The organism is Sulfuricurvum sp., from assembly GCF_028710345.1.
Classification (GTDB): Bacteria; Campylobacterota; Campylobacteria; order Campylobacterales; family Sulfurimonadaceae; genus Sulfuricurvum.
In genome coordinates this window covers 14,803-40,494 of sequence record NZ_JAQTUH010000013.1, presented here as the reverse complement: position 1 = coordinate 40,494, position 25,692 = coordinate 14,803, and the positions used below count along the sequence as shown (strand labels likewise).

The 25,692-nt window shown below is 36.8% G+C and carries 33 protein-coding genes; 11 read left to right on the top strand and 22 right to left on the bottom strand.

The window, feature by feature from the left end; translation table 11 throughout:
- From PHC76_RS12970 to PHC76_RS12925, 10 genes are all read right to left on the bottom strand, one after another.
- Positions 1-836: hypothetical protein (locus PHC76_RS12970; protein ID WP_300210384.1), on the bottom strand; the 836-nt coding region annotated here is incomplete at its 3' end.
- Complete coding sequence (locus PHC76_RS12965; protein ID WP_300210383.1) at positions 833-1,432, bottom strand: bifunctional 2-polyprenyl-6-hydroxyphenol methylase/3-demethylubiquinol 3-O-methyltransferase UbiG; 600 nt, start codon at positions 1,430-1,432, stop codon at positions 833-835. The genes PHC76_RS12970 and PHC76_RS12965, both read right to left, overlap by 4 nt.
- Positions 1,429-2,556, bottom strand: coding sequence for a Fic family protein (locus PHC76_RS12960; RefSeq protein WP_300210382.1), 1,128 nt, complete (start codon positions 2,554-2,556; stop codon positions 1,429-1,431). Before PHC76_RS12960 ends, PHC76_RS12965 begins: the two co-directional genes overlap by 4 nt.
- An 84-nt stretch (positions 2,557-2,640) precedes the next feature.
- A complete protein-coding gene (locus PHC76_RS12955; RefSeq protein ID WP_300210379.1) occupies positions 2,641-2,904 on the bottom strand; it encodes a helix-turn-helix transcriptional regulator in 264 nt (87 codons plus the stop codon).
- Between the two features lie 62 nt (positions 2,905-2,966).
- Complete coding sequence (locus PHC76_RS12950; RefSeq protein ID WP_300210377.1) at positions 2,967-3,884, bottom strand: PRC-barrel domain-containing protein; 918 nt, start codon at positions 3,882-3,884, stop codon at positions 2,967-2,969.
- Between the two features lie 498 nt (positions 3,885-4,382).
- Positions 4,383-4,718, bottom strand: a complete 336-nt coding sequence (locus tag PHC76_RS12945) for a hypothetical protein (protein WP_300210375.1) — start codon at positions 4,716-4,718, stop codon at positions 4,383-4,385.
- Positions 4,715-5,080, bottom strand: coding sequence for a hypothetical protein (locus PHC76_RS12940; RefSeq protein ID WP_300210372.1), 366 nt, complete (start codon positions 5,078-5,080; stop codon positions 4,715-4,717). Before PHC76_RS12940 ends, PHC76_RS12945 begins: the two co-directional genes overlap by 4 nt.
- Entirely contained in the window at positions 5,081-5,620 is a 540-nt protein-coding gene (locus tag PHC76_RS12935) for a hypothetical protein (RefSeq protein ID WP_300210370.1), read from the bottom strand. It lies immediately after the preceding gene.
- 149 nt (positions 5,621-5,769) lie between these two features.
- Entirely contained in the window at positions 5,770-7,086 is a 1,317-nt protein-coding gene (locus PHC76_RS12930; RefSeq protein WP_300210368.1) for a hypothetical protein, read from the bottom strand.
- Positions 7,083-7,274, bottom strand: a complete 192-nt coding sequence (locus PHC76_RS12925) for an AlpA family transcriptional regulator (RefSeq protein WP_300210367.1) — start codon at positions 7,272-7,274, stop codon at positions 7,083-7,085. The genes PHC76_RS12930 and PHC76_RS12925 overlap by 4 nt, the downstream gene beginning before the upstream one ends.
- A gap of 168 nt (positions 7,275-7,442) precedes the next feature.
- Between PHC76_RS12925 and PHC76_RS12920 the strand changes: the two genes are divergently transcribed.
- The 7 genes from PHC76_RS12920 to PHC76_RS12890 all read left to right on the top strand — a co-directional run bounded on the left by PHC76_RS12920 (position 7,443) and on the right by PHC76_RS12890 (position 11,522).
- A complete protein-coding gene (locus PHC76_RS12920) occupies positions 7,443-8,261 on the top strand; it encodes a hypothetical protein (protein WP_300210365.1) in 819 nt (272 codons plus the stop codon).
- A 257-nt stretch (positions 8,262-8,518) separates the two neighbouring features.
- Positions 8,519-8,776: a helix-turn-helix transcriptional regulator gene (locus PHC76_RS12915; protein WP_300210363.1), complete on the top strand. Its 258-nt coding sequence runs from the start codon at positions 8,519-8,521 to the stop codon at positions 8,774-8,776.
- On the top strand, positions 8,773-10,071 hold the full coding sequence (locus tag PHC76_RS12910) for a HipA domain-containing protein (RefSeq protein ID WP_300210362.1): 1,299 nt from the start codon (positions 8,773-8,775) through the stop codon (positions 10,069-10,071). Before PHC76_RS12915 ends, PHC76_RS12910 begins: the two co-directional genes overlap by 4 nt.
- Before the next feature lie 272 nt (positions 10,072-10,343).
- Positions 10,344-10,619 carry a hypothetical protein gene (locus tag PHC76_RS12905; protein WP_300210360.1) on the top strand — a complete coding sequence of 92 codons (276 nt, stop codon included), beginning with the start codon at positions 10,344-10,346 and terminating at the stop codon, positions 10,617-10,619.
- Positions 10,619-10,888, top strand: a complete 270-nt coding sequence (locus tag PHC76_RS12900; RefSeq protein ID WP_300210358.1) for a hypothetical protein — start codon at positions 10,619-10,621, stop codon at positions 10,886-10,888. Before PHC76_RS12905 ends, PHC76_RS12900 begins: the two co-directional genes overlap by 1 nt.
- A 107-nt stretch (positions 10,889-10,995) precedes the next feature.
- The gene (locus PHC76_RS12895; protein ID WP_300210356.1) at positions 10,996-11,352 is read left to right on the top strand and encodes a hypothetical protein; all 357 of its coding nucleotides are present in this window, start codon (positions 10,996-10,998) and stop codon (positions 11,350-11,352) included.
- Between the two features lie 2 nt (positions 11,353-11,354).
- On the top strand, positions 11,355-11,522 hold the full coding sequence (locus PHC76_RS12890; protein WP_300210354.1) for a hypothetical protein: 168 nt from the start codon (positions 11,355-11,357) through the stop codon (positions 11,520-11,522).
- A 3-nt stretch (positions 11,523-11,525) separates the two neighbouring features.
- Here the strand turns inward: PHC76_RS12890 and PHC76_RS12885 are convergent, their stop codons facing one another.
- Positions 11,526-12,836, bottom strand: coding sequence for a hypothetical protein (locus tag PHC76_RS12885; protein ID WP_300210353.1), 1,311 nt, complete (start codon positions 12,834-12,836; stop codon positions 11,526-11,528).
- A gap of 124 nt (positions 12,837-12,960) precedes the next feature.
- On the opposite strand from PHC76_RS12885, the gene PHC76_RS12880 reads away from it, so the two are divergent.
- Entirely contained in the window at positions 12,961-13,215 is a 255-nt protein-coding gene (locus PHC76_RS12880) for a helix-turn-helix transcriptional regulator (protein ID WP_300210351.1), read from the top strand.
- Between the two features lie 4 nt (positions 13,216-13,219).
- Here the strand turns inward: PHC76_RS12880 and PHC76_RS12875 are convergent, their stop codons facing one another.
- A complete protein-coding gene (locus PHC76_RS12875; protein WP_300210348.1) occupies positions 13,220-13,612 on the bottom strand; it encodes a hypothetical protein in 393 nt (130 codons plus the stop codon).
- Positions 13,597-13,851 carry a WGR domain-containing protein gene (locus PHC76_RS12870; protein ID WP_300210385.1) on the bottom strand — a complete coding sequence of 85 codons (255 nt, stop codon included), beginning with the start codon at positions 13,849-13,851 and terminating at the stop codon, positions 13,597-13,599. The genes PHC76_RS12875 and PHC76_RS12870 overlap by 16 nt, the downstream gene beginning before the upstream one ends.
- A 178-nt stretch (positions 13,852-14,029) precedes the next feature.
- Between PHC76_RS12870 and PHC76_RS12865 the strand changes: the two genes are divergently transcribed.
- Both PHC76_RS12865 and PHC76_RS12860 read left to right on the top strand, forming a co-directional pair.
- Positions 14,030-14,245, top strand: a complete 216-nt coding sequence (locus PHC76_RS12865) for a hypothetical protein (RefSeq protein ID WP_300210347.1) — start codon at positions 14,030-14,032, stop codon at positions 14,243-14,245.
- On the top strand, positions 14,246-14,524 hold the full coding sequence (locus PHC76_RS12860) for a DUF4282 domain-containing protein (protein ID WP_300210346.1): 279 nt from the start codon (positions 14,246-14,248) through the stop codon (positions 14,522-14,524).
- A gap of 271 nt (positions 14,525-14,795) precedes the next feature.
- Here PHC76_RS12860 and PHC76_RS12855 read toward each other — a convergent pair whose 3' ends face one another.
- The 8 genes from PHC76_RS12855 to PHC76_RS12820 all read right to left on the bottom strand — a co-directional run bounded on the left by PHC76_RS12855 (position 14,796) and on the right by PHC76_RS12820 (position 22,133).
- On the bottom strand, positions 14,796-16,106 hold the full coding sequence (locus tag PHC76_RS12855; protein WP_300210344.1) for an integrase arm-type DNA-binding domain-containing protein: 1,311 nt from the start codon (positions 16,104-16,106) through the stop codon (positions 14,796-14,798).
- A 560-nt stretch (positions 16,107-16,666) separates the two neighbouring features.
- The gene (locus PHC76_RS12850) at positions 16,667-17,056 is read right to left on the bottom strand and encodes a hypothetical protein (protein ID WP_300210342.1); all 390 of its coding nucleotides are present in this window, start codon (positions 17,054-17,056) and stop codon (positions 16,667-16,669) included.
- A 343-nt stretch (positions 17,057-17,399) separates the two neighbouring features.
- Positions 17,400-17,870 (bottom strand): outer membrane beta-barrel protein, encoded by a 471-nt coding sequence (locus PHC76_RS12845; RefSeq protein WP_300210341.1) that lies wholly within the window; start codon positions 17,868-17,870, stop codon positions 17,400-17,402.
- Positions 17,871-17,941: 71 nt separating this feature from the next.
- Positions 17,942-18,235 (bottom strand): DUF2958 domain-containing protein, encoded by a 294-nt coding sequence (locus PHC76_RS12840; protein WP_300210338.1) that lies wholly within the window; start codon positions 18,233-18,235, stop codon positions 17,942-17,944.
- 416 nt (positions 18,236-18,651) lie between these two features.
- Entirely contained in the window at positions 18,652-20,433 is a 1,782-nt protein-coding gene (locus PHC76_RS12835) for a type IV secretion system DNA-binding domain-containing protein (protein ID WP_300210336.1), read from the bottom strand.
- A gap of 10 nt (positions 20,434-20,443) precedes the next feature.
- Positions 20,444-20,761 carry a hypothetical protein gene (locus tag PHC76_RS12830; protein WP_300210334.1) on the bottom strand — a complete coding sequence of 106 codons (318 nt, stop codon included), beginning with the start codon at positions 20,759-20,761 and terminating at the stop codon, positions 20,444-20,446.
- A gap of 12 nt (positions 20,762-20,773) precedes the next feature.
- Positions 20,774-21,751: a hypothetical protein gene (locus PHC76_RS12825; RefSeq protein WP_300210332.1), complete on the bottom strand. Its 978-nt coding sequence runs from the start codon at positions 21,749-21,751 to the stop codon at positions 20,774-20,776.
- Entirely contained in the window at positions 21,744-22,133 is a 390-nt protein-coding gene (locus PHC76_RS12820; RefSeq protein WP_300210330.1) for a hypothetical protein, read from the bottom strand. The genes PHC76_RS12825 and PHC76_RS12820 overlap by 8 nt, the downstream gene beginning before the upstream one ends.
- 685 nt (positions 22,134-22,818) lie before the next feature.
- On the opposite strand from PHC76_RS12820, the gene PHC76_RS12815 reads away from it, so the two are divergent.
- Positions 22,819-23,598: a replication initiation protein gene (locus PHC76_RS12815; RefSeq protein WP_300210327.1), complete on the top strand. Its 780-nt coding sequence runs from the start codon at positions 22,819-22,821 to the stop codon at positions 23,596-23,598.
- 21 nt (positions 23,599-23,619) lie between these two features.
- On the opposite strand, the gene brxL is transcribed toward PHC76_RS12815, so the two are convergent.
- Complete coding sequence (brxL, locus tag PHC76_RS12810) at positions 23,620-25,686, bottom strand: BREX system Lon protease-like protein BrxL (RefSeq protein ID WP_300210325.1); 2,067 nt, start codon at positions 25,684-25,686, stop codon at positions 23,620-23,622.
- Positions 25,687-25,692 lie beyond the last annotated feature (6 nt).

Here is a 25,692-nt window from a genome sequence, read left to right as displayed (position 1 = left end):
AAAGGCAGTACATGATCGATATCACTTGTCTTAGGAGTGAGAACCTTACCTGACCAAACACATTCCATCCCATCTTCTAAAATGGAACGTATATCACTTGTATCTCGTTCAATCGCTAAATCATCATTTGAGAGGCGATCAATGATATGCATCGCTTCACGGGCTTGATCATTGAGTGTATCGGTTTTTTCTTTCCATTTTAAAGCTATCGTTGATGTACCGTAGAGATTCTGCCCCAGATATCGAAATAGGTTGTAATGGGTTTCGCTGATCGAAAAATAACCAAAATGCTGAGTGAGAAATAGAATCGTACAACTCTCATTAGGTGCCAGTTTTATATATCCATATTTTGTAATATCAGGTTGAAAAATCTCATAATGTTCTTTACCAATAAACTGCATTGGCATCGTAGTTATCGTCTTTGCGAGTTCCTGTGCAAGGGTTAGAAAAGCTTTTGCAATTACGGAAGATTGATTTGTATTTTTGAAAGCCGATTGCATCGCTTTATAGGCTTGTTCCCATGGATCATTGCGATTGAGATGCAGCAGATTGAAGACCTCATCATAAGCTTCTTCGATCGGCTTGTTGAGGATTTTGGAGGTATTGCTATGCTGTTGGCGGATCCCTTTAAAAACGAAAGTGAAATAATCAAACATCCACCGCTCAATGATCAACCCAAGAGGAATATATGCACGGGAATCTTCAACACGTATTAGGTGGTCATACCGCTGTGAAGCGTCAATGACACTTTTGAGCAATACGTATTTGTAAGTACTGGAGGTTTTGTCATTTTCGACAATAAAGCTGATTTGTTTTAGCGCCTCTACATCGATCATCGTTTGAATACCACCGTAGCCCACTCTATAGAATCACGTCCCAATGAATCATTGGTACATATTGATTCGATCACTGTAAATCCTGAATCACTGAATTCCTGAATCACTTCTTGCAGTTCCAGCGGCTCAAAATGGCGTCCATCATCACTTTCACGACAACCAAGTGAAAAGCTTAATATAATCAGTCCGTCCTGTTTCAACAATGATTGGATGAACTCTATTGCCTTTGAACGTTCAGCAGCCTTTAAATGCATCCATACAGCAATAGAGATTACTGCGTCAAATGAGGTTAACCATTCAAATGGAAGATCATTGGATATGAATGAGCCCACTTCAAAATGTTCACGAATATCAGGAAAGCGATGTTGGGCTTGAACAACAAATACTTCTACTGGGTCCATTCCATATATCTCAAATCCTTGAGAGTTCAAAAAAGCCAGATCACGCCCCGATCCAAAACCGATATCGATTATTTTACTTTTGAATGGGATGTGATGAGTTAGCAATTGATGAAGATCTGACATATCTGCAGTGTCGTAACGTTTGATAAGATCATACGAGTTGTTTTCGTAAAATTGCTGCGTCTGAGAACTCATTTGGATCCCCAATCAATTTCATAGCTGGTACTCCGCCCACCAGCACCATGACTGACAATAAATCCTTTTTTCAACAGATCACTAAGATCACGGCTCGCGGTTACTCGACTGCAATCGCACAGTGAAGCATATTTACGAGCATTCATTCCACCTTTAAATCCCTCTTGTCCGGCATCCAAAAGACGATTCAGTACTTTCTTCTGACGTGAATTAAGATCGGTGTGGATATGTACCTGCCAAAAACGGGTCTTTGCAACTATCTTTTCGATAATTTTATGAGCATTCTTTTGTGCGGTAAGAATCATTTCTAAAAACCATCCTATCCACACCGTGATATCCATTGCACCAGTCGTCGTCTGTTCCAAAACATCATAATAGCTTCGTCGATTATCATTTATCGATGCACTCATCGAGTATAGACGCACAGCACTATTTTCTGCTCGACTAAGCATCATATCCGATAATGCACGTGCAATACGTCCGTTACCGTCATCCATAGGGTGAATGATGACGAACCATAGGTGTACTATTGCAGCGCGTACATAGCCATTTTCATCATTTGGGCTATCGATAAAATTAAAAAAATGTTTCATCTCATCTTCGACAATTTCACGCGGCGGTGCTACGTAATGGATTTTTTCTTTTCCGATGCGTCCCGAAACAACTTGCATCGGCTCATCTCCACGATACAAAGCGACGTTGATTTTATGCATACCGGAATAACCGCTTGGAAAAAGTGCAGCGTGCCAGGAAAATAATCGTTCATCATCAAATGGCTGTATAGCATTTCGGGACGCATCGAGGAGGATATCGATTAGTCCATCGGTTTTGACGGTAGAGCGGTCTTGTGTTTCATACGAAATACCAAGCTTTTTAAAGATAGAGGATCGGACAGAATCGCGAGAGAGAATTTCGCCTTCGATCTCAGAAGTATTCACGGCATCGAGTGCAAGTGTTTCGCTTTGCATCTCAAGCAGATGTTCTTCGTTCAATCCTTTGCAAATGCCATCAAGCAGTCCTTGCTGATAGCAAATCTCTTGCAGTAAGGATTGATATAGAGTTAGGTCGTAGGTAAAATGTGGCCAGTCACTATTCTGCCAAATATAAGTTTGATACGCTTGCATGGTTTAATTGTATCATATAATGATATGATTAATACCTTTATTCGTATCATTTTGAAAAGGAATTACAAGTAAACTAGCGCCTACTTACCACTTGATTTGCAGATTTATATTTTTATCGATAAGAATAGATTCGAGATCATCGATTGAATACAATCCCCTTAATGTATCAACAAAGTTATTTAAAGAGATCAGACCAGTTTTTTCAAATCGTGCATAGGTACTGAATTTCATACCGATATGATCAGCGAATTGCTTTTGAGTCATACCTAACTTTTTACGCTTTATTTTGGCACGGGAAGCCAATTCTTTGACTATCTCTTTGGTGCTTGAAAGATCAAATGCCAACATGCTCATCCAATAAACAATATATTAACGATATTCTAGTCTTATTTATTAAAATCGTCAATATATTAACCTAAATAGTGTTCCGTCACTGAACATCTGAAGTGTTTCATTTCCCATGAGACTCCTTGGAGCGCTTCTTCATAGGAATACCCTGCCTTTTGATATTCACGAACCCTACGTTGCGCATAAGTCCAACGAAATCCATGACTAGATTCGCACGAAACTCCATGCTTTTTACATACATTCCGAATTTCTTCCGTATATGCTTTATAATTGATTTTGAATTTACCATCCATTTTGATAATAGCCTCAACTTTTTGATATGTTTCAATATTAACTAAAATATCCCCTATTTTGCCACCTTTTTCTTTTGTTTCTATCACTCCTACTTCTTTTCCGATAATGTTATCAATCCTGTAACCATGTAATTGCTCAGCCTTAATCAGACATATTCCTTCGGCTCTCGAACCGCCCTGGACCTGTATGGATGCCCCTATAGTATGCAAAGGGTTCGTCATTGAAGCAATAAGAGCGTAAGGATTTGTATAAACTCGATTGCGATATCCGTCATATACCCAATTCAATGATTTAGCCATCGTTAAGTGTAACTGCCTGATTTGAAAGTCATAGTGTTTTTCCACACCATATTTTTGAAGTGTATAACGCTTTAAAGCTATTTCAAGTTTTCCAAGGGCAGCTGAAATTTTTGCAAGATACTGTTTTGATGGGTAATATTCGATTTTATAAAGCATATATGCTTCGATATGTTCGGCAGTAATTTGTTCAAAATCTTTAATGCAATAAAATTCTTTCATCCAGTGTCCCGCGTTGTTCAAAACGGATCGATATGTCTCCATGGTCTTAAAACTAGATACACATAGGAAATTTGAGTGAGTTGGATTGACCCGATCTTCTTTTTTAGTTCCTTCAACAAATATAACTTTGACTAGTTCAGCTGTTTGCCAATCCACAGATCCTCTCATAGTGTTATTCCATTTTAAATTCGTTTATTCCCATCTCAAGCATGGGTTCGATGTTGAGTCAATATATCTTTTGATTTTAATCCTAAAAGCGGAAACGGATTTTTGGTAGGTTTTACGAATCTCTTCGACGCATATAGCGCTACACGGTTTTTACTAGTCCGGTAACTTGTTTTGATTTTGAATAGTCCGAAAAGCTCAGTTCAAAAGCTGAAGCGACTCGACGCTTTGGGTTGAAGAGGAAGCTACTCTTGTGTAAATATTGAAAGGAAAAGTTTAACGCTGATTTTGTAAAGTTCAACCCGCAATAATAACAAAAACAGGGTTGTGCTGTATTATTTACCCCCGTTTCCTTCAGCGATTGAAGATTATATAAATTGTCCTAAAATAGGTAGTTAAATATTAAATTTTACACTTATTAATAATCAGAGAGTTTACAGAAAAATTTACAGAAGGTTTCCAAAAGAGTTTACACTCTTCTGAATTGGAATATGATAGCTTTTAGTAAAAATTGTTTTGCTTACTTTTAAAGAGTAGCTTTTTTGCCTGCTTTACTTGTAAATCAGCGACAAGATTAACCGCCTCCCCCGTTAAAGAGGATGGAGCAAAAATCTTTCTATGTTTTTCCCTAATGATCCATCGAATTAAAAAAAGTGGCCACCGATTGTAAAACAGTCGACCAGCTTCATAATACAGATCTTTCGAACTATCAAACAAAATATAAGTTTTAATATCCTCTATCATCTTTGGTGATAAGACTATATTCGGGAATTTTTCAAATTCTTTCAGGATCATGTTAATGATCTTGTCTGGATTTGGTTTTTGTGAAAATTTCATTTTTCATCCTCTTTATTGTTTTTTCGTTCTTGCCGATCCAAAATTGACTTCAATCTTTGAATCTGCTTTTCATTTTTAAAACGTGTATCTGATAATTTTCGTATCTCTATTAACAACGCTTTAATTTCTACCGTTTGGTATACTATCTTATTAAAATCATCGGAATGTTGTTTATAAATATTTGCCATTACATTTTCCAAATTGCTATACATGCTATCGCTCATTCTGTCAAAATGATCGTTGTAGCGATCTAAAAACTCATCTAACAACTTTATCATTGCTTTTTCTAGCATATGATATTTCATAATCAAATAGCCCGTGACAATTATGGCTATACTTAGAATAAATGCTAACCATTCCATTTATTGTCCTTTTTTGATGGTTTGATAAAATTGGCCTATTTTTGTATGAGATACTGAAAAGCGATGATAGGTTTTCAAATATTCAGAAACTTGACGATACGAATACTGCTTCTCTTCAATGAGTGTCTTCACTATGCCCTGCAAATTCAAAAGCTTTTCTAATTTTAAATTTTTTCGTGATTTACGAAGTTGATTAGCACGTGTATCACCAATTTTTCTTAAAAATCCAAAATTTCCTGATCGACTTTTACGATTCGGTATATGCGTTTGAGCTAGCATTTCTTTAACCGCTATATAGAAAGCAATTAATTCAATCAGAAGCGGATCTTCTACCCTTCCTTCCGCCTTGATTTTATAAAAATGATTTTTTTTCATTTTAAACACTTCATATACAATAAGTATGTTCTGTTTTGAAAGCCACCTAATGGCTTTTAACCGGTCGTTTGAGCCCATTACGGTTTCCAGTGCGATGGTATTATCTAATTCATTCAAATCCATAGTTTTTTCTCCAAATCTAAACGCGCTACCGACAACCGACAAATTGTATTCTATTACGATGCTATCAACCTTATAGATGTCGGTAAGGTTGCTTTACGAATTACCGACGAAACTGACACTGTCAGATATTGTCGGTTGCCTATAATTACTTCAAGAATCCATATAAAGCCCGTATTTAAAAGCTTTTATACTTATTTGTCGGTGTCGGTTTTAACCTTAGAATATCTGGTTGGTCCTTCTCTTTGAGCCCATTTTTGCTCAATAAGGTCATCTAAAATAGCTGTGACTTCAGCGGTACTAGCAGGGCTTACATTTCTAACAAGATTTCTCAGACCTAAAGCTTCCCCTTTTAAAAGCTGATTTTTAATACGAGTTTCAAGACCACTCTTTTTTTGCTTATCGTGAGCGTATATCATCACTTCTTTAAAGTGTTTTTGATGTAAATAATTCAACATTTGAACAGCTCGTTCCATCGCATCTTTATTGATTTCAGTTATATTCGGCGAAGCATTTTCAATATTGATACAAACCTGCATAAGCATGGCAATTCGTTGAACTATAGTTAGAAGTCGGATTTCAAAGCCTGCCGTATCATCAAAAATTTCGTATTTTTGACGAAATCGTGTATTAATCGATTTATGAAATTGTTCATATACATTTGTGGCTTCAACACCCAAATAATACGATTTTTCAGATGCGTACTCATGAAAAGTACGTGCGAAATATTCTATGGATTCAGCGTCATATTTTGATAATTCTTGGCGCAAAGGAATATCTTTGATCTCGCCAAAAATGACCAAAAACCGGTTCAACATACCGTCGCTAATCATATCTCTCATATCAGATTGTGTCAGGTTTGAAGGTCCTATTGTACTTGCGGCATATAAACCCATACCTTGCACTATCAAATGCTTCGAACGCTTACTATCTTTGAGTTTTCGAGCGATTAAAACCCCTGAATCAAAGATTTGCATTAGCCCTCTCAGCAAGCTTGCTTTGACCGTATCATTTTTTGAGGCTCTATAAAACTTCCCATATTCATCTAAAAAAAAGTGCGGCGCACTTTTGGCGGAAATGGATTGTTCAAAGCCCTCAGCTGAAGCAGCATCTAAAAATACATCAGGGAAAACAAAATCTTTTGATTTTTTTTCTTCTTGTATATAAAAATCGTCCAACCAAAACAGCATGTATTTTCTTACTGTATTTGCCAATACAGATTTTCCCATACCGGATCTTGCGAAATAAGCAAAGAAAAGAATAATAGGACGGCCTTTAGCATCCTTGGATTGGCTAACAGTTGCGCCGTCGCACAATGAAGGAAGTGCGCATAACGTGCTAACAACGATACTATCCAAGCTTGCTTGGATAATCCCATCAAATTTTTTGACAGTTTCATACAAATCTCTTGTTAAAATATTGCTCCAAAATAAATCATGATATACTTCTTCTGTTTTTTCGACAGAATTTTCATATGAAGAGGTAGCCCCAACTGTCTCTTCATACTTCATGATCTACTCCTCCACTCTCCATTCATTAATGCAATGATTTCACTTTCCTTCCACGCACTTACGCCTGGTGATGGATTAACCTGTTTCGGAAACAACCCTTTTTTCATATTTTCATAAATTGTAGATTTGGAAATGCGTGTAAGATATAGCACTTCCTTTAATCTTAACAATCGTTCTTGCTGACTCATTTGAATACCTTTATAGGAAATTGAATCAAATTGGATTAATATAAACCAATTTGGACAACCAAATTTTTACAAAAAAAACAGTCATTTAAATTCATACTTTTTTGGTTTTAAAACCAAAAATACTTATGTTACAATCATGAGCAGATAGCTTTTAAAAGGAATACAATAATGGCAAAAAAAGAGTTATTAGTAACGTATTTGCAAGAAATTTTTGAATTTTCAGATAAATCGAGAGGCAATATTAAGAAAAAAATTAATGGTAAATTACCTACTAAAAAATATGAAAAGTTTTTTTTGTCACTTAGTGAAAATGATTTAAAAAATATTCTTGACTTTTTGAATCAAAAAAACAATGGTGTCACATTGAAATTGAAAAGAGATCCAGTAGGCAATGTCAACTCAAATACTAAAATCACAGAAACCGTATATGAAAGCAAATCGTATGGCAATTTACAGTTTAATATTACGTATCCTAGAAACAAATTGGCAGAAATTAATAAGCGGATAGCCAGTCAATACAATATAGAAAAAGTTAAAAATATGTTTGAGGAAATTGGACATGATAAATATGATGAAGAGATGACAGGAAAATTTTTACGACAACATCAGTTTAAATGCATAGATGCGTTTAAATCATTTTATAGCGGGAGTACTTCAATCGCATTAAAAAATGAAATTGAATATTTACAAAAAAATAATTTACATAATACAATAGTTATAGATTACGAAAAGGTAGCATTCCACTTATATGGCATTACTCAAATAATCTACGCATGCATGACTGAATTTTTTCCTGATCTTGATACACTATCTCTTACTTCAATAGATGAGGCTTACTTGAGATGCAAAAAATATATTCGGAATCATTATTTTGGATTATTAGACTCACATACAACTTATGCCCCATATACAAGCAATATGCCGGAGCAATACTTTTTTGACTACTACAATAATGAGTTACTAAATGCAATAAAAAAGCGTTCTTGATGGAAGCCTTTATTTTGGCATAATGAGTTTAGATATGATTTTTTGGATTTCTAAGCTAAGTCAGTCTGAAACGTATAAGGATCTTTTACAGTCTCAACTGTTTTTCGTGCTACATAGAATATTTTTAAATTATGAATACACATAATTATTCTTCATATCTATTTATTTTCCATTATTAATTATGTCTTTGCAGTATTTTTGTCTATATTTCAATTTTATGTTATATAATCATGCAAATACAAAATTATTGAGACACCATGGCAAAACGTATCGTCCCTACCTCTCCCCCACCACGCAACGGTCCGATCGATCCAAAACTCTTAGCCCAATTCATTCGTTCCAAACGGACCAATCTTGGACTGACCATACATGAAGCTGCCTTGCTTTGCAATGTCAGTCTCTCGACCATATCAAAAATAGAAACGGCAAGCGGTAGCGTGATGTTTGATAAAGTACTGGAAGTGTGCGACAAACTGGGTATTAAGCTGTATGTACAAATAGGTGATGATGTATGAAGCTCAATCTTTTCTCTGCCCATACCAAGATCGGCGAGCTCTCCTACAATCCAAGCGATGAAACATTTTCGTTTAGCTATGAGGAAGCATGGATAGAAAACGGCTTTGTGCTATCGCCGCACATTCGTTTCGATACCTTCCCCTCCTCCTCTACTCTCAAAAAATTCTTTGCCAATTTGTTGCCGGAGGGGAGAGGTCTGGAAGATCTCAGTCGCTATTTTCAGATCTCAAAATCTAATATCTTCGGGTTGATTGAAAAACTATCTTTCGATACGGCAGGAGCTCTTTTTTTTAGCACATACGATCATATTGATCAGCAGACTAAGCTACGACCAGTTGCGCTAGAGGAATTGCAAGAGAGAATTATCCAGCGCCGAACACAAAGTATCACCGTATGGGATGGCAGACCACGCCTGAGTTTGGCAGGAATACAGGACAAACTCCCTATTCTTTTTCATGAGGGACAATTCGGGTTTGGCGAAGGGGATTTGTGCTCGACACATATTTTAAAATTCGATACCCAAAACGAACACTATACGGTTTTAAATGAATACCTATCGATGCAACTAGCATATGCTTCAGGAATACAGACTGCCGAAGTAGAACTGCTCAGGTTTAATGACGAAGCGGTATTATCGGTCAAACGGTTCGATCGCCGCTATATCTCTAAAACTTCAGTTGAACGGCTCCACATCGTCGATGGGTGTCAAATGCTCGACCTCTCCCCTAGCGAAAAGTATGAACGCCCTTACGGTTCTCAAAGAGACGTTCAGCATTATCGCTCGGAAGCCAATTTTAAAAACCTCTTTGCACTGGCCGATAGATGTTCCGTCCCCGCGCTTGCGATACAACAGATGATTCGATGGACACTTTTCAATCTTATCATCGGCAACTATGATGCTCATGCCAAAAACATCTCCTTTTTCATTACAAAGTCCAAAATCGATCTCGCGCCATTTTATGATTTGCTCAACGTTTCACTCTATCCTCAATTCGCGCAGGATTACTCGATGGCATTTGGAGATACGTTCGAACCGGACAATCTCACCACTTACGATCTCGCAGAGTTTTGTCATAAGTGTACGATTAAACCCAAGCTGCTCGTTCAGGAGTTCCGTAAAATTGCTAAAGCATTAAATTCTACTCTCTCGTCCGATACCTTCCCTTCACTGTCGATCAATGAAGAGGAAAAATCTTTCGTTTTTGCCTATACCGAATCGGTATCAACGTCACTCAAAAGTATCGAACGCATCATCGATGATCTCATCGAGGTGTATCAAAACCATTTTTCATAAGTGTTGATACTCGCCTCTAAAAATCAGAATCGCAACTACAGTACACTAAAAGTGTAAGAGTCTTAAAATCGCACGCATCTGCGTTGAATATTTTCTATAGTTTTTTCAAGGGTCCTTTCCCCTAGCACTTCATACTATTTCATACTGTCATATTTATAAAACATTCCGATAACTTTTGGTTATCATAATATTTCTCGTTTAGTTCCTTTTTTCTCTTTGGAACTTAGCGGTTTTGATCAATAATGATATTTACACATATATGGGGGTATTTGATGGAAGAGATGTTTGCTTTACAAGAACGAATTGAGCAATTAGAGCATAATCATAAATCCTTTGTCGAAATCGGTGCAAGGATCTTTATTGGTATTCTTGCTACCGGAATGATCATCGATTATACCCACAACTATTCTCTCTGGTTCCTCATATTATTGTTGAGTATTGCACTGATCGCTACGATTGTGATTGCTGTCAAACAAGATATGCAAAGAGATCGCTATTGTGAAGAACTTGGACAACTTCAAACCATAGTTCCTAAAGAAGGTATCTAATGGACTTTATGTCACTCTTATTCATCTTCGTGAGTGTCACGCTGTTTTTGACAACAGAGGTATTTTGGTACATACAAAAGCTCTATAAGATTGCTGTTCTTTTTGCTGCATTACAACTTGCATCGGCCTGCCTTGCAATTGAGTATTTTCAAATAAATCTACAGCAGCTTCCATTGGTGATGTTGGGCTATTTTGCCATTGCTGTGTTCAGTGCAAATTACCGTATGCGTAGACGTATCAAAAAAGTGTTATCGAAACAAGAGGTATAAAAGAAGCTATTTATGGGTAAAAAAGACTATCTACTTTGGATTAAGAACCATCAGAAAATCAAACAGATGCATGATCAGTATCTATCACATTTGAAAGAGATTTAAGCATGTTCTGGAATCTATTTATCCGTCCCAAATGTCGAACTTCCAATAAAGTTGATGTCTGCGTTACTGCATTCGAATCCTACGATGAATCCTTTGTCCGGAATCTCTTTTACAAACGCCATGTCGGGCTGGAGATCATAACAACTTCAGAGCATGTCACTCGTGAACTTGCATACAAACAGATTTATGATTTAGGCTCAGTGATTCAAAGTCATTTCGAATTTTATGAATCCTCGATGATGTGTCGTGAATGCAAAATCAATCCAGTTGGATCGATGGGTGATGGAACGCTTTGTTACTTCTGCCATGCAGAAGAGGAATATGAACGCAGTATTAAGCATCAGGACAACAATAAATAGTCATGCCATATCTGTTTGTCTTCTTAATGATTATAATCGCTGTAGGTGCTTTTACGGCTCATGAAATAACAGTAGGTATTTTGGCGTTGGGGTTATTGATGTTCGGTGTGTTTATCTATCGATTTCAAAGCCACCCCGCTATGCAAGAGTGGCTTGAGAAGCATTTTTAAGAGTTATTTTTCGTAAGAACGCATAACAAGTCGTTCTTTTTTAGTCATTGTAACTTCATAAACTGGTTTTAATGTATCCCCTAAACGTTTACAGTCCATGTTATATCCTAAATAACTGCCTATTCCAGTGCCACGAACTTTACACATATCGACTACTCGCCGAAATTCCATCTCCACTTTATAATCGGATGGAAAAATCTTTTCAAACGACTCTCCTAAATATTCCGTCGGTTTTCCCTGACACTGTTTGAAATTCATAATCCATTCCGGTGCATTTGCACTCAGTGTCAAAAAATTATGTGTGTATTGCTGTCCGGAAGATTTGCTTACCGCTACAAGCTGGCAGCCTTGATCATTTTCACCAAGATATATCCCCTCTAGTATATTGCCGCCTTGACGCGAAAGAACCGTATCTTTTATTTTGAAAACTTTTGATGCCAAATCGTTTTCAACAGCGGATGGCTTTTTCGAAATTTTCATCTGTTCATCGGTATTCGAAGGTGCATCATTGTTTTGAGCACTCTCTTGTAGCTTTTTACGTGTCACCATGGTTTTATATGATTCCAATTTATCCAACACTGGAACATCCATAACGTATTCTTTTTTTAATATTGGATAGCCGGTACTGCTAAATGTTGCACTAAGTTCAAACAATGCTTTTCCTTCTTGCCCAGGAACAACACACCAATGATTGCCTTGAGTAAATAAAGAATGTAAAACCTTGTTCATTCTGCCTTCAAGATACGTTTCAGCACTCACTGGCTTCTTATCGGTTTCGATGTTACTGATCACGTATTTTCCATTATTTGTCAAACAATATCCATACGCATTAAAAAAATTACTACTACTTTCTCCGGCTACCAACACATCTGTCAACGGTTTTTTATCGAGTTCATTGATCCGGACGTACCCTTTCATAGCATACCCACCGATCTGAGGAGAGTCGTGTTTGACCAAATAATGTAGATCTCCATGATTACCATTGCTCACCTTCTGTGCAGTAAATCCCTGCTGATTCGGTGCAGAGCATTTCATAGAGAATGCTTCACCTTTTTTCTTCTCCGTGATAGTCCCGCCCATGTTTAAACACGCGTCTTCGAGCACTTTTTCTCTATCGGAATACCCTATCCCAAAAAATCCTCTTGCGTACCAATAGAGCATCGTTTCGTTTTGTGTCTCCGCAACTACAGAAAAGATATGATCTTTCTCGTTTTCGATATAGTCTTTAAACGTAGAAGTACCTGAAGTTTCAGAAGCGAATAGGCACGTTCCTATCGACATCGATAATAGCGTCGTCAATAATACAGATTTCATTTTTATCCTTTTGATTTTTACTGCGGCAAATTATAGATGCTGCCTTCTTTACACTCACTTAATAGTGATTGTTTATGCGTGTGCCATTTGATTAATATGAGCCATCTAAGTTATGGTGGTTTATGTGTCTAAAGAAGAGAGAGCAGATATTAAAGAATATTACGATGATTTGACCGAACACATCAAATTAATACGTAAAGAACGGAACGTCAGCCAACTCAAACTCGCCAATATTCTCGGACATAACTCCACTTCCTTTATCGCTCGAATTGAACTCCGACAGAATCAAGCCAATTACAATTTATCCCATTTAATTCTTCTGGCTAAAGAGTGGAATCTTCCACTAAGCGATATGCTTCCCCCATTAAAAAACTCCTGATTAATCATCCATTACGATACAACTCCTTTCCGCAGTGATTGCAAATAAAGATTCGCTCTGAATCATTTGCACTAGTACGCCCCCAGTTTCGAATACTACGTGAACCGCAGTGCCGACAGCTCTGCCCTCCCCCTTTGAGATGATGAGGGTTGCACGATGCATAGGTGTCACTTGTTGGTATCTGCTGATACCTGCGATTAGCTCTTCTTTGCTCCACATGTCCATAAAATATTAGAATCAAAAACAATCCCACAATGATCCAGGAAACATGATCTCCGGCAAAAGCATAAAGATTATGGGGTAATTCACTCCATTGAATGTATTTGGCTTCTCCTAATAGAAATACAACCCCTTTGAAAATCATAATGACTGAAATAATGGTTAGAAATGAATACATGAGTGTTCCTTTGATTGGTGTGTAAAAGATTCGTACCCTTTTTTCTCTTTTTGTTGTACAAGCATATCGATAGAGCGTTCCGCATCATTCTCATCTAAAAAATAGTTTCGTATGACACCGGTTGGCTTGAGAGCCCTACAGGAGCCAAAGGTTCGAATCACCATCCATTCACCGAACAGGTTTTGATAAAGCTCAATCAGGTAATAGCGGACACGATCGTTCACTCTACGGATCAACATGGTTTTCACAAAGGTGCCTCCATTACCTTAAATAGCGATACACTATTTATATATCGCTTATTTGATTTAATACATTGCGTTTCGCAACATATTAAACAATATTAATACAAACACGCTTAAGCCATTATTATGCAAATCGCAACTTTTTAGATACCATTTCTTTATTAAAGGATGCAAATTGTTACTTTCTGATTTCAAAACCCTTCTCAAGTCTGTCAACCTGAATAAAAAAGAGTTCGCCGAGCTGGTGAAGATGAGTTATGGAACCGTCAATTCATGGGGAGTTGAAGGACGAGCAGAAGTTCCGGATTGGGTAGAGCCATTTATTGCCAATTACATCAAAGCACAAAAACTCGATGCGATTGAGAAAATCATTCAAGATAAAGAGATATAAATGAACTTTTTAACCTTTGAATCGTTTATCTCGATTCCGGTACTGATTACCTTCTATTATCTGGGAGCATTGATGATCCCTGCCCTGCTTTGGATCAAACGATTATGGGTCCTCAAAATAGCCAAAGCTTTGATGCGAACGTTTCCTATTTCAACATCCAGGATTGTTCTTGGTTTCATGGTTTTATTTATCGGATTTGAAATACTGTGGCGGATAATGTTTGAGATGCTGATCGGATATTTCAAGATGATTGAGTATCTTCAGCACATTGCAGGATAGTTATTTTGTAGGGGATAAAATAACTGCTAAAATCCTCTCATCCATTTCAGTACCATAACCCTATACCCTATACCCTATTCTCATTTTCACTGATGAGTCGTGAAGAGTCTTTCGGGAACGTTCTGGCTAAATTAAGTGTATTGGATATTTAGTTAGATTGGAACTCATTTCTTGTTTAAGAATATATCTTTTTATCAATTATTTTATATAGATAATCCAATTTATTCATATTAAATATAAACAAAAATGTAAATTTGCAGTATAAACTTATTCACTCGTATTTTCTGACTTTCAAATCATCTAGGAAATCTGCCCACCATTGCAATAGTTCCCTCATCTGCTCCGTATAATCCGCCATATGCGCATAAGCTCGAACAACTTGACTACCTTCTTGATGATCCAAAACTCTCTCTAATGCTTCAAATACTGCCCCGTGATCTTTATGATGCGTTCGCGCCAAGCTTGCATAAGTACCACGAAAACTATGCAATGTCTGTTTTCGTCCACTCTCTTCATCCGTAAATCCCATTTTTCGTAACGCTTTATTACCGCTCTCTTTGTTAACATGCCATTTGGGATCTTTGATACCATGAAATACCCATTCACCCCAACCAGTCAATTCTTTAGTCTCTTTCAAAACTTCAATAGCTTGACGTGACAAAGGTAAAACGAAATCAGGCAAATTTTTATCTTTAACTTTCATTTCTGAACGTTTGATAATAATTAGACCTTTTTTGAAATAAATATTATTCCATTTTAACGTTGCTAAATTACCAATTCTTAGCATTGTCAAAGCGGCAAGTTTCAAAACATTCCGAATTATGACACCGCCAGAACCTTCATAGCGATCTATCGCTCTAAGCATTTCTCCCAATACTTTTTCATCAGTAATCTTTGGACGATGTTTCACTTCATGTTTTTTAAAAGCATCGGTACTTATTCTATCGGGAGTATTGACGTCTGTATGACCATGATTGATTGCATATCTCCACAAACGTTTACAATCATAAAATCGTCGACTCGCAACAACAGGGGCTTTTTCTTCTTTCTTCAATAATACCTTCAACAATTCTGGATGGGTTATATCTTTGATATGTTTTGAGGAAACAATATTTTTATATTTATCGTACGTGCAGAAGAATGGCAAAATATCCGCTTCGAAAGAATTCACCCTTTTCGTATGTGTACTCTCTGCTTCAGATAAGCTTTCTAGCCACCCATAGGCGACTTTGTGAAATTCTCCTTTTAATAGAGCCTGATTTTCTGCTTCTTTTTCGGCAATAATCTCTTTTGCTTTTTTACGCTCATCGATCGGATCTATACCCTCAAAGGACTTACTTCTATATTCATCACGCATCGCTCTTGCTTTGGCAAGGGTAACGGTTGGATAAGTTCCCAAAGTAGTTTTTTTAGCTTTGCCATTAATTGTGTAACGAATTTCCCAAATTTTACGACCATCTAATTTGATAAGCAGTTGCAAGCCATTGCCATCTGATATCGTGTAGTCCTTATTTTCTTCAAACTTAGGCTTTAATTTTTTAATCTCGGTATCCGTAAGTGATTTTACTTTTTTATTTGCCATCATGCACCCCTGCTAAATGTACTTAAGTTGAAACATACTAAACAGTAGATTAGCACAATGTACTTTGATTGTAAAGTACATTAAAACGTACATTAAGAGTTTGGATTTGGATGGATTGGCTCGGATTGATTTGGACGTGAAAAATAGGTAAAGTGGCTAAACAAGGGGTTTTGATAGGATTTTTTGGATGATATTGGACTAATCTGAATAAGGGGGTGGTACCAGTGGGCGGAACCTTCCCTATAAATTTTCAATATTCCTTTGAAACGCCTATTTTATGTACTTTAGAAGACTTTTTGTACTTTGAATAAAACTTCAATAAACCTTAAAGTTGTTTCTTTTAGGCTTAATTTAAACTTATAAAATTGTAACTTTTTTCACCTTTATTTCAACTTTCACTTTATAAATTCACACTCATAATTACATAGTTGGTTCGGTTCCACTTTGTGGACTCGAACCATAATAATTCACTAATTATTCTCTTGGATTTCAAATTTCTCTGGGGCGGGAAGGTGGGTATCAATTTAAAAAAATTCACCGTAAATATGGAGCTTGATATTTCAAAGCTCCATTCCAAGATTTGAAGCAATAGCTCTTGCTGTTTCTTCAAATGCAAACCATGCTAATAAATTTTGGTTTGTTGTCTCTATGCAAAGCATATCATCACTATCAAATTTATCTCCAAAAAGTTCACTGGCACATTTCAATCCGCACTCAATTAAAGTATCAGATAGCATTTTTCCAATTTCCACTCTGTTATCATCAAAAAATTTCACTGTCTCCGCATAGTAAATCAAACCACTTACCATGCCAGATACACAACCGTGTGACATCAAATCCTCGAAAAAACTTTCCTCATACTCTTCTTCGATATTATTCAAAATAATATGCATTGTTTCTCTTTCGAGTCCTGAAGTGCTTTTGTAATTTTGCAAATCTTGTATTGTCATTTTCTCCGTCCTTCTATCTTTGTTGAAGATTTTCGGTGTGGTTGGATCTTTTCCTTTCTATTTCAGAAAAAGCCATACCTCTTTTGAAAACCTTTCTATCTTCGTCGTTAGTTTCCGTATGTGTTTATGGAATGTAGGAGACAGAAGAAGACTTGGTTTGAAATTAGCATATTGGTAATTTCAAAGTCAGTTTCACTTATGGCAATATAAAATGAATCTAACATTTATGGATATTATGAAGGAGAATAGGTTTTTTCAAAAAGGGCTTTTTCGGTTAAAAAGAGAAAGGCTGATTTTGTGGAAGGGTCAAGGGCGTGGGCTTGGCAAATCGGGGAAGCCCCGATTAGAAGGTGTATTTCATTTTCAACTGTGTTGAATCAAAATCATAATCTCCAACTTTCGTTGTCATAGAGAACGTTTTATATTCAACCGCTGTCGCAAAAGAATTGTTAAATCGGTACTCCATTCCTCCACCGTATCCGAAACCGTAGCCCGTTGTATTTTTATACGATTGAGTCATTGCCGATCCGATTGCATACACTGAGGTATTTTTAATCGGCGAGAACCCCACTCTCATATCTCCGCTGTAGTTATAGGTCGTCTCTTTGGGAGTATTTGCCCCACCGACATTAAACTCAATCCCAAGCATTAAACCGCTGTCAAAACAACCCGATACCCCATAACCGATTTCATAAATAGGCTGCGTTGCATGATCGATTGTTGACGTTCCACCTGAGAGGTGAATATCTTTCACCGCTGCGTTTGCTGCCGTTGCCAAAATAGCCGTTGCAGCTATGATCATAAATTTTTTCATATTGTTTATTCCTCTTTAAAAAATAATTTCAGCCCATTTTTCCATGAGCCATTCGAAATGATCAAATAAACTCATAGCCCAAACTCAGCTTTGAGTTTTGAAAGCGGTTCTTCTACCGCTTTGACGCTTACATAATAATTTTCTCGTAATTCGTTAATTTCTTCGAGTGAAATATAGCCTAATTCGCCTCCTCCTTCAATGATTTGAGCGTATCCAAACGCCAATCCCTTCCCTTTGTCCAGCTCTGTAATCAGCCAAAACGCATTCATGCAAGTGATTTTTAGATACACAATCGGATCGCTAACACTCTCTTGGGCGTAGAGTTCGGGGATACGCTCTTGTTGCTTCTCGGTTATTAATTTCATAACAGTTTCCTCGTGTTGATTTAGTCTTTCAAAAAATACTTTCTCCTTGTGGAGCTTTGTGCAGACCTTTTTCTCCTGTTTGTTTTTAGAAGATAAAAATCTAAGCTCCTCATAGAGATTTGGAGATTTCTTTCTCCCCGTATCGCTCCGATTGACCTTTTATGCGAGAAAAAGGGATAGATTCACTGGGAAAAACCTGATAAGCGGTGCGGTCATGTTTGTGTCAGCGAAAATGTAGAGGTGTATCCAAAACTGAATCGTAAAAAGTCGGATCGGGAAGTGAATGAGCAGAGAACGGATCGTCTCTTTGAGGGTGATTTTTGAGAATCTTCGCCACAAACAAACACCATTCAATCAATAAAAAGCAGTATGCCGTTTTCCGAATGGAAAGCGTATCAATTTTACGTCAATCGCTTTTATGCCACGAATCCACTTTGGGAATTCTGATCTTCTATCAGCGTTTGAAAATACGGTAAATCCTTTCGTATCAGTGGATCACAAATCTTTTTTGGTTCTTGGTATCCAAACTTGATTTTGCTCGCTGGAAAGTTCCCGATTTTGATAAATGCTTCCAATGGCTCAAGGTTTGCAAACTCGCTTTCCAACACAATTTTCTTTATTTTCTCCTCGTCGCTTTCATTCAATCTATCCTGTCCCGCTTGGCTCGCTCTATTGATTCCCTGCTTTTTACGGTCAATTTCCTTTTCTCCAAGGAATTGACTCAATAATTTTTGACCATAAGGTTCACTGTATTGCAGCACAATCTTCGTTCCACACATTTGAAAAAGGCTTTTGATCAGATTATCGCCGACTATTTCGTTTGCCTGACTTAATCCTTGAAACGCTATCAATGCGTTTAGCCCTTTGCTTCTGCTCTCTGCTAATGTATTGATAAGCTCACTAATTAGATACTTTCCTAATGATTTATTACCGCCTGAAGCCAATGACATCAATTCATCAAGAACCATAACGATCCGTCGAGTTTTGCTATTAGGTAAAGTCAAAATATGCTTATAGAGCAATGTAAAAAAGAGACCAAAGTACGTGTTATATGCCCCTGATTGACTAGCTGTATTGACGACAAAAAGCCTAATATCTACGTTTTTATCTTTAAGTGATGCGATAAATTCACGAACACTAAAATCTCCACCCTCATAATAAAATGCACGATTCGAAAGATTCTTAAACACCTTATTACAAGTTGCATACACCGATGTAGCCTGATTATCAAGATTCTCTTGTGAATCAACCGTTAAACTCCCATGCACAGCGTTATCAGCTCCAAATAATATCACGGTAGGATTTGCCAATAAAGCAGCCCTTAACGCCTTTGGTGTTGGATACATTCTCAAAAAATTTATTAATGCCTTATTGCTTGGATTTTCGCTCCCTGCTACTGCCAACAGAACCGCTTTTACGATGCTTTGTGCTTGCTCCTCGAAATGAGCTGCCTTCGAATCACTAACGGGAGCAATGGAATTCACAAAAAAGTTGACCATAGCTTCATCTATGTCGCCGTCTTCGGTTAATAAATCTCGAAAAATATTCCACTTAATGCTATCCCGATCCCGTGGATCAAATAGATAATCTCTCCCTCGTCGATATAGTGGAGCCACAAAATCATCCCCTTTACGTTCGTAACAAATGAGTGGCTCATTGAAATCGACGACCCCGCCTGTCAGCTGTTTCCCTTTATCATTGACGTTGCCAAGCAGAAGGGAATAGAGGCTTTGGCTCTTCCCTGAGCCTGGCATACCAACAAATAAAAAATTCTTGACCTCTTGGGTAAAAGGAATAGGTATTTGTTCGATTCCGAGCGTTAATCTGTGGGTATCGTGGGACTTTTTCAGTACTTTTAAAATATGTTTTCTCAGTTCTTTCGGTGATAAGAGCTGTGACCCCCTTTTGAATATTTCGTCCTCTTTTTGATCATACTTAAAGAGATAAAATAACGCACCAATCCAAACTGGTAAAAAATAGGTTAAAAATACTGATAGGTTCGGAACCAAAAATTCTTTGATTGTCTCCTCATAAAGCCACGGGCTGATTCCTTCCATCGTTTGAGGCATTAAATCAGCTAAGTTGTAAAATGGAAGAGGAGCATCCATTCGAGTAATTGCCAAGCCAAGCCCAAGTCCTACAAAACCTCCAATGATAGAAGCGGTTCGAAGCTTTCGGCTGAATTCTATAAATGTCATATTCTTCCTCCTATGCCACAAACGCATTGTTATGTTTTGTGGCAGTGTCTATTTCCCCATCATATTCTTCTAAAATCGTTTCACTCTCCGTTTCCACTTCTACCCTATTATTTATTTGATAGTTACCATACGCCAGCAATGCTGTAATCACTGAAGTGATATATAATCCCGTAACTGCCATGAATTTTGCAATACTTAAGGGTGCTACCAATGCAATGACGATTAGTGTCATTAATAATCCAATGGTTATGTATAAAAAAAACCGTTGCAATGGCATAGTAATATATTGTGCTGCTAAGTCGTTGATACGTTCTAAAAATGTTTTCATGTCTTTGATCTCCTATAATGATAATGATTGAGTTTTCGTCTGTGTGTAATCGTCTTTATCGTCTAGCACCCCGTCTAGTGCTTTGTCAATTTTTTGATGAAGCGATAAATGACGATCATGATCAAGCACTTTTTCACGTAGAAGTTCTTCTGTCTTATCGGCTGCAATTTCTTTGAAAAGTTGCAAGTGCTCTTTGGTCATGTTAATTTCATGAGTTTTCCCATAACTCAAAACATGAGCGTGTGTGTGATCCGTGTCCGTATGGATAGCATAAGAATATTCGAAACTTTTTCCAGTCTGCTCTTGAAAAGTTTGCATAGACTCACGGACAAGGCGATTTAGATCATCCCTATCAAACTCTTTTTGTCCTGTATCGATAACAGTGCGACGAAATGCACCAATACCACCATTTAACTCTTTTTTCATAGCATCAAGCTCATCTTTACTCATACGCTCACCGTTTTCATCATAGGTATTTGAAAGTCCGTCTTCTTGATCTAAATCTTTTGAACCATGATTGTCCATGTAATCCAATGAAGCTGAAGCATGTGTACCCACAGCTTTAGCATTGGGACGCTTCCCCTGTTGATTTAATCGTCCAGCCATCTCAAAATTACTCTTAATGACAACCGTTTGATTTTTAACCACTACCCCACCTTTTGCAACGGTTTTTTCTGCTGTACGCCATGATCCACCGCCAACACTAAATCCACCGCTCACATAGCTATTATTACCATGTCCAAATGACATTACAAATCCGCCTCCACTATACGAACCAGTGTGAGAATGAAAATTTGAATGACTACTTATTGATTTTAAACTTCTACCACCACCTCCACCAATGAAACTTGATTTCATAAAAATCGGGTGTGAAGAGTTTGGAATATTTTTAAACTGAGTCTCTACAACTTTTGTATTTTGGACATGGTGACGTTTCATCATCTGCTTGAGACATTCTTCAAAACTCATTTCGGCAGGACACTCATCCATTGTCTTGTCCTCCTGATTTTAAATCAGCTATACATTTTTTTATGCCTGAGCCATAAATTTGTTCAAGCTCTTCTTGCTTGATTAATCCTTCTCTGACAGCAGCAGTTATTACAACACCATAGATTTTCCCGATGCTTCTTGTCTGCCCCACTAAAACACTTATTAATCGATCTGTATTTTTACGATCTGAGTCAATAAATCTGTTGATATGTTGTGTCACACGATCCGTTAATTGTTCTGCAATTTGCGTATTTTCTAGCCCCCGCAATATTAGATATTCAACGCCTTGGCTTAGTGAATTGCCACTATTCGCAGCATAAGCTTCAATCGCTTTAACTGTTTCCGTTGAGAGGGTATAACTCTTTACTTGTTTTTTGCTCATGATAATCTCCATAATAGTTTAATAGTTTTTCTTATAGTGTAAGAAATCGCTGATAGCGAATCTTTTTATATTAATATTATATAATATATATTAGAATTAATCTTGTTTATTATGATATTCATAGAAAATATTTTCTAAAAACGGGTACCCTCTGGGGCTAGGCTAAATTTACTAATAGTAAATTCATAGTCCTTATCTGTGCAATAGTTCCCTAAGTTCCCCCCTTCAAGTCTCCTCGTATTTCTCTATTCCATCTCAACTCTTCCAATCTCTTAATCTACATTGTTCACTTATATGCATAGTTCTATGCTTTGCACTTTAAAATTTTCATTCCTATTCAATATCATGGGCGGGTGAATTTGGCGTAGCCAAAGAGGGCTTGCCCTGTAAAAAACTCTATAGCGTCAAATTTCGTGTCAAAACTCGTTTTGCGGCTATAAGTTCTTTTTCTTTATATATAAGAGTATTAAAACAAAAAGCTTTAAGGTGGCTATGATTAAGTGCTAAGGTATTTTCAGCGGATTTAAGATTACATCTTGTGACGTACAAAATGATCAAATGGAAAAATCTAAATTACATTAGGCATTTCATTAAAGTACATTCAGTGACAAAAAATTACAGTGATAAGATTTTTCTAAAAAAATATGCAATAATACTTTCATATTAAAAAATATAAGGATAAAATATGTCAGAAATCATCAGAAAATTCAATAAACGAAACGTTATAAAACTTTCACACGCACTTAATTATGCTCATTATAATGTCGGAATCGTAGCTTTAGATATTATCTATACTCTCATCGCTCAAATTACAAATGAAGATACTTCGTTAAATAGCTATCAAGTTTCTATCGTGCAATTGGAACAACGATTTGGTCGCAAGTTGAATCGCAAGAGTCTAGAAAATGCAAAACAAGAGCTTATAAGTGAACCTATACTATTTGCCAAATCGAACAATGAAGATCCATATCCATGGGTAGAAAAATTTGAACTCAACTCACGTAAGGGTTCAATTGAAATTAAACTTCATCCTAATTTGACCGAACACTTAATTAAACCAAAGTTATATGCTATGGGAAATTTAGAATCGATACTTGCTATTAAAAGTATTTACACAAAACGTATCTATATGCTATGTAGTCAATTTGTTGCTGGTAGAAAATTCTCTATTGGTATGAAACCTTTAAGAAATATGTTGTCAACGCCAAGCTCATTAAACAACGCTTATGGAAACTTTAAAGAACGTGTACTTGTACCTGCAATTAAAACCATTAATGATTCCAGCGACTTGAAAGTAAAGTATGATGAAATCAAAACAGGTCGATACATCACTGATTTAGAAATCATAGTTATAAAAAAAGACTCAAAAGTTATTAGAAGGTTGAAATCAGGTGTAGTAGGAGTCGAAAATTGGCTGAATGGTTATCAGGAGAGAGAAGATTTTATGGATACGGAAGTGGCGTGAGTACAATATTCGATATCTACCCTACTTTTTCATATACGTTATCTCAAACGCCTTACACGTTCTAAACTGCTGAAGACGATTACTAAAATTGAAGGCATCGTTCATATCGTATTGCTGAAAAATATCCAATCCACGATCAAGTGAAATTTTCCAGCCATGATCGGTTTCAATATGTCTTGCATGTATGGTCTGTGTCACATCGTATTCCCATGTAAAATCAATACCAACAGATTGACAAGCATTTTTTACTTGCTGTAAAAATTCTCCTTGCTGATCACCTTTAAACTCATCTTCTATCGTTATAAGATGGAATTTAACGATGTCGCCTTCTGGCTTATACTTCGCAATGGTTTCCATAAACTCCATCAAATTGCGGGCTTGATAAAAAATACGGACGTATGGATCGGTTAGAGTGATCTCTTTGGCATTTGTGAGGTACTTACCGAACAATGAGTCAAACGTGACTCCACGTTGATTCTCTTTAAATGTAAGATGCTTCTCTGATAAATCATCAGACAGTGTCATTACAATTTCAGCGCTTACATCGTTTAGACTATCAGACTTTGTTTGGATAGATGTAACATTATCAACAATGGTCTCATCTGATCCACTTCCAATGGTTTTATGATAATAGTTTGGATATTCGTCCTCTTCAAGAGTGGTAACAAAATACTTTCTTCCACTATTATCTTCATAGTAAAATTTTGCCTCTACATACGTAGAATCAATACGCATTAACTGATCTTTAACACGCTTGCGACCTTCAATTGCAAACTTTAGTATTTCTTCGATCTCTTCTACTGTGGCTTCATCATGTGGAAAAATAATTTTCATCAGACCAGAAAAAGTTTTATTGATAGCATCCCTATCACGAGTAGAGATTTCATTAGAAAGTGTAAAATGTTTTTTATATCGATCAGAATAATCGTCATTTCGTAATGAACGCAATATCTCAGCGATATAGTCAACAACAAACCCGTATCCGCTTGAAAACATTTCACCACGAATGATGTCTATTTCCCATCCTGGAAGATAGAAATGTAAACGATCTAAAAATGCAGAATCATGATATTTGCCAGGAACCTCTTCGAAAAGATCCGTGTGTTTGAGCATATAAGGTACGGAATGAGCTGTATTTCCAACGAATACCATTGATGCTTCTGCACCTAATGTCTCAATACCACGTGAGAATGTCTTATTCGCCATGTAGTTTTTCATAATATCCACGAGCGCTTTATCAACTTTTTTATCTTGTCCAGCAAATTCATCAAAAGCAACAACATTCCAATAGCCTACGAGACCAAGCTTGCCATTTGAATTATTCACAAAAAGTTTTGGTACTGAAACCTCTCCCCCTGATATCAAAATACCATGCGGTGAAAATTCAGAATAAATATGCGATTTACCTGTCCCTTTTGGACCTAGCTCGATGATATTATAGTTACGTTCGCAGTAAGGGATAAGACGGGCTAACTGAAGCATCTTACTACGCTTACCAAACATTTCTGGTTCAAATCCCATGCTTTGCATAAGCAGATCTATCCATTCATCCGTATCAAATTTTTTTCGAGCTTCTAAATAACCATCATAATCAAAATGTGAAAGTTGAATCGGTTTTATGGAACCTAAAATCCAAGGAGTGGCACCGTTATCTTCAGTATGCTCATATTCCAAATCACAAATACACCAAACACTACCTACTAAAAGTTTAGGATGTGTCTTGATTGTTCCAGAGTCGATGAGTACTTTTTTGATACCTAAGTTAGAAAATTCAGCCTCATAGGTATCAGATTTTTCATTCAACGAAACACTTACTTTATCTATAACCTTGTGACGACCTTTTTCTTTGATTGTTGAACGAATAAGTCCAGCTTCATTCCGATGAACATAATGCTTAGATAGGATCTCTTTGACTGTTTGAATTCCTGAATTAATACTATCATTATCATTAGTGGCACAGTACTGACCCAACAGATATTCCAATACATAAGATGGAACTATCGCATTTCCTTTAACGGTTTTCACTAAGTCTTTGCGAACAACTAAGCCAGCATAATAATCATTTATCTTATCGTCTAATTTGCTCATGATAAA

Coding starts and splice junctions, on each gene's coding strand:
- PHC76_RS12830 (WP_300210334.1), bottom strand. CDS start 20,761: ATGAAAACATTTTTAGAACGTATCAACGACTTAGCAGCACAATATATT.
- PHC76_RS12885 (WP_300210353.1), bottom strand. CDS start 12,836: ATGAAATCTGTATTATTGACGACGCTATTATCGATGTCGATAGGAACG.
- PHC76_RS12940 (WP_300210372.1), bottom strand. CDS start 5,080: ATGGAATGGTTAGCATTTATTCTAAGTATAGCCATAATTGTCACGGGC.
- PHC76_RS12910 (WP_300210362.1), top strand. CDS start 8,773: ATGAAGCTCAATCTTTTCTCTGCCCATACCAAGATCGGCGAGCTCTCC.
- PHC76_RS12895 (WP_300210356.1), top strand. CDS start 10,996: ATGTTCTGGAATCTATTTATCCGTCCCAAATGTCGAACTTCCAATAAA.
- PHC76_RS12820 (WP_300210330.1), bottom strand. CDS start 22,133: ATGAGCAAAAAACAAGTAAAGAGTTATACCCTCTCAACGGAAACAGTT.
- PHC76_RS12825 (WP_300210332.1), bottom strand. CDS start 21,751: ATGGATGAGTGTCCTGCCGAAATGAGTTTTGAAGAATGTCTCAAGCAG.
- PHC76_RS12890 (WP_300210354.1), top strand. CDS start 11,355: ATGCCATATCTGTTTGTCTTCTTAATGATTATAATCGCTGTAGGTGCT.
- PHC76_RS12900 (WP_300210358.1), top strand. CDS start 10,619: ATGGACTTTATGTCACTCTTATTCATCTTCGTGAGTGTCACGCTGTTT.
- PHC76_RS12945 (WP_300210375.1), bottom strand. CDS start 4,718: ATGAAATTTTCACAAAAACCAAATCCAGACAAGATCATTAACATGATC.
- PHC76_RS12920 (WP_300210365.1), top strand. CDS start 7,443: ATGGCAAAAAAAGAGTTATTAGTAACGTATTTGCAAGAAATTTTTGAA.
- brxL (WP_300210325.1), bottom strand. CDS start 25,686: ATGAGCAAATTAGACGATAAGATAAATGATTATTATGCTGGCTTAGTT.
- PHC76_RS12925 (WP_300210367.1), bottom strand. CDS start 7,274: ATGAGTCAGCAAGAACGATTGTTAAGATTAAAGGAAGTGCTATATCTT.
- PHC76_RS12855 (WP_300210344.1), bottom strand. CDS start 16,106: ATGGCAAATAAAAAAGTAAAATCACTTACGGATACCGAGATTAAAAAA.
- PHC76_RS12815 (WP_300210327.1), top strand. CDS start 22,819: ATGTCAGAAATCATCAGAAAATTCAATAAACGAAACGTTATAAAACTT.
- PHC76_RS12950 (WP_300210377.1), bottom strand. CDS start 3,884: ATGAGAGGATCTGTGGATTGGCAAACAGCTGAACTAGTCAAAGTTATA.
- PHC76_RS12860 (WP_300210346.1), top strand. CDS start 14,246: ATGAACTTTTTAACCTTTGAATCGTTTATCTCGATTCCGGTACTGATT.
- PHC76_RS12845 (WP_300210341.1), bottom strand. CDS start 17,870: ATGAAAAAATTTATGATCATAGCTGCAACGGCTATTTTGGCAACGGCA.
- PHC76_RS12955 (WP_300210379.1), bottom strand. CDS start 2,904: ATGTTGGCATTTGATCTTTCAAGCACCAAAGAGATAGTCAAAGAATTG.
- PHC76_RS12905 (WP_300210360.1), top strand. CDS start 10,344: ATGGAAGAGATGTTTGCTTTACAAGAACGAATTGAGCAATTAGAGCAT.
- PHC76_RS12875 (WP_300210348.1), bottom strand. CDS start 13,612: ATGTATTCATTTCTAACCATTATTTCAGTCATTATGATTTTCAAAGGG.
- PHC76_RS12840 (WP_300210338.1), bottom strand. CDS start 18,235: ATGAAATTAATAACCGAGAAGCAACAAGAGCGTATCCCCGAACTCTAC.
- PHC76_RS12915 (WP_300210363.1), top strand. CDS start 8,519: ATGGCAAAACGTATCGTCCCTACCTCTCCCCCACCACGCAACGGTCCG.
- PHC76_RS12960 (WP_300210382.1), bottom strand. CDS start 2,556: ATGCAAGCGTATCAAACTTATATTTGGCAGAATAGTGACTGGCCACAT.
- PHC76_RS12930 (WP_300210368.1), bottom strand. CDS start 7,086: ATGAAGTATGAAGAGACAGTTGGGGCTACCTCTTCATATGAAAATTCT.
- PHC76_RS12965 (WP_300210383.1), bottom strand. CDS start 1,432: ATGAGTTCTCAGACGCAGCAATTTTACGAAAACAACTCGTATGATCTT.
- PHC76_RS12870 (WP_300210385.1), bottom strand. CDS start 13,851: ATGTTGATCCGTAGAGTGAACGATCGTGTCCGCTATTACCTGATTGAG.
- PHC76_RS12850 (WP_300210342.1), bottom strand. CDS start 17,056: ATGACAATACAAGATTTGCAAAATTACAAAAGCACTTCAGGACTCGAA.
- PHC76_RS12835 (WP_300210336.1), bottom strand. CDS start 20,433: ATGACATTTATAGAATTCAGCCGAAAGCTTCGAACCGCTTCTATCATT.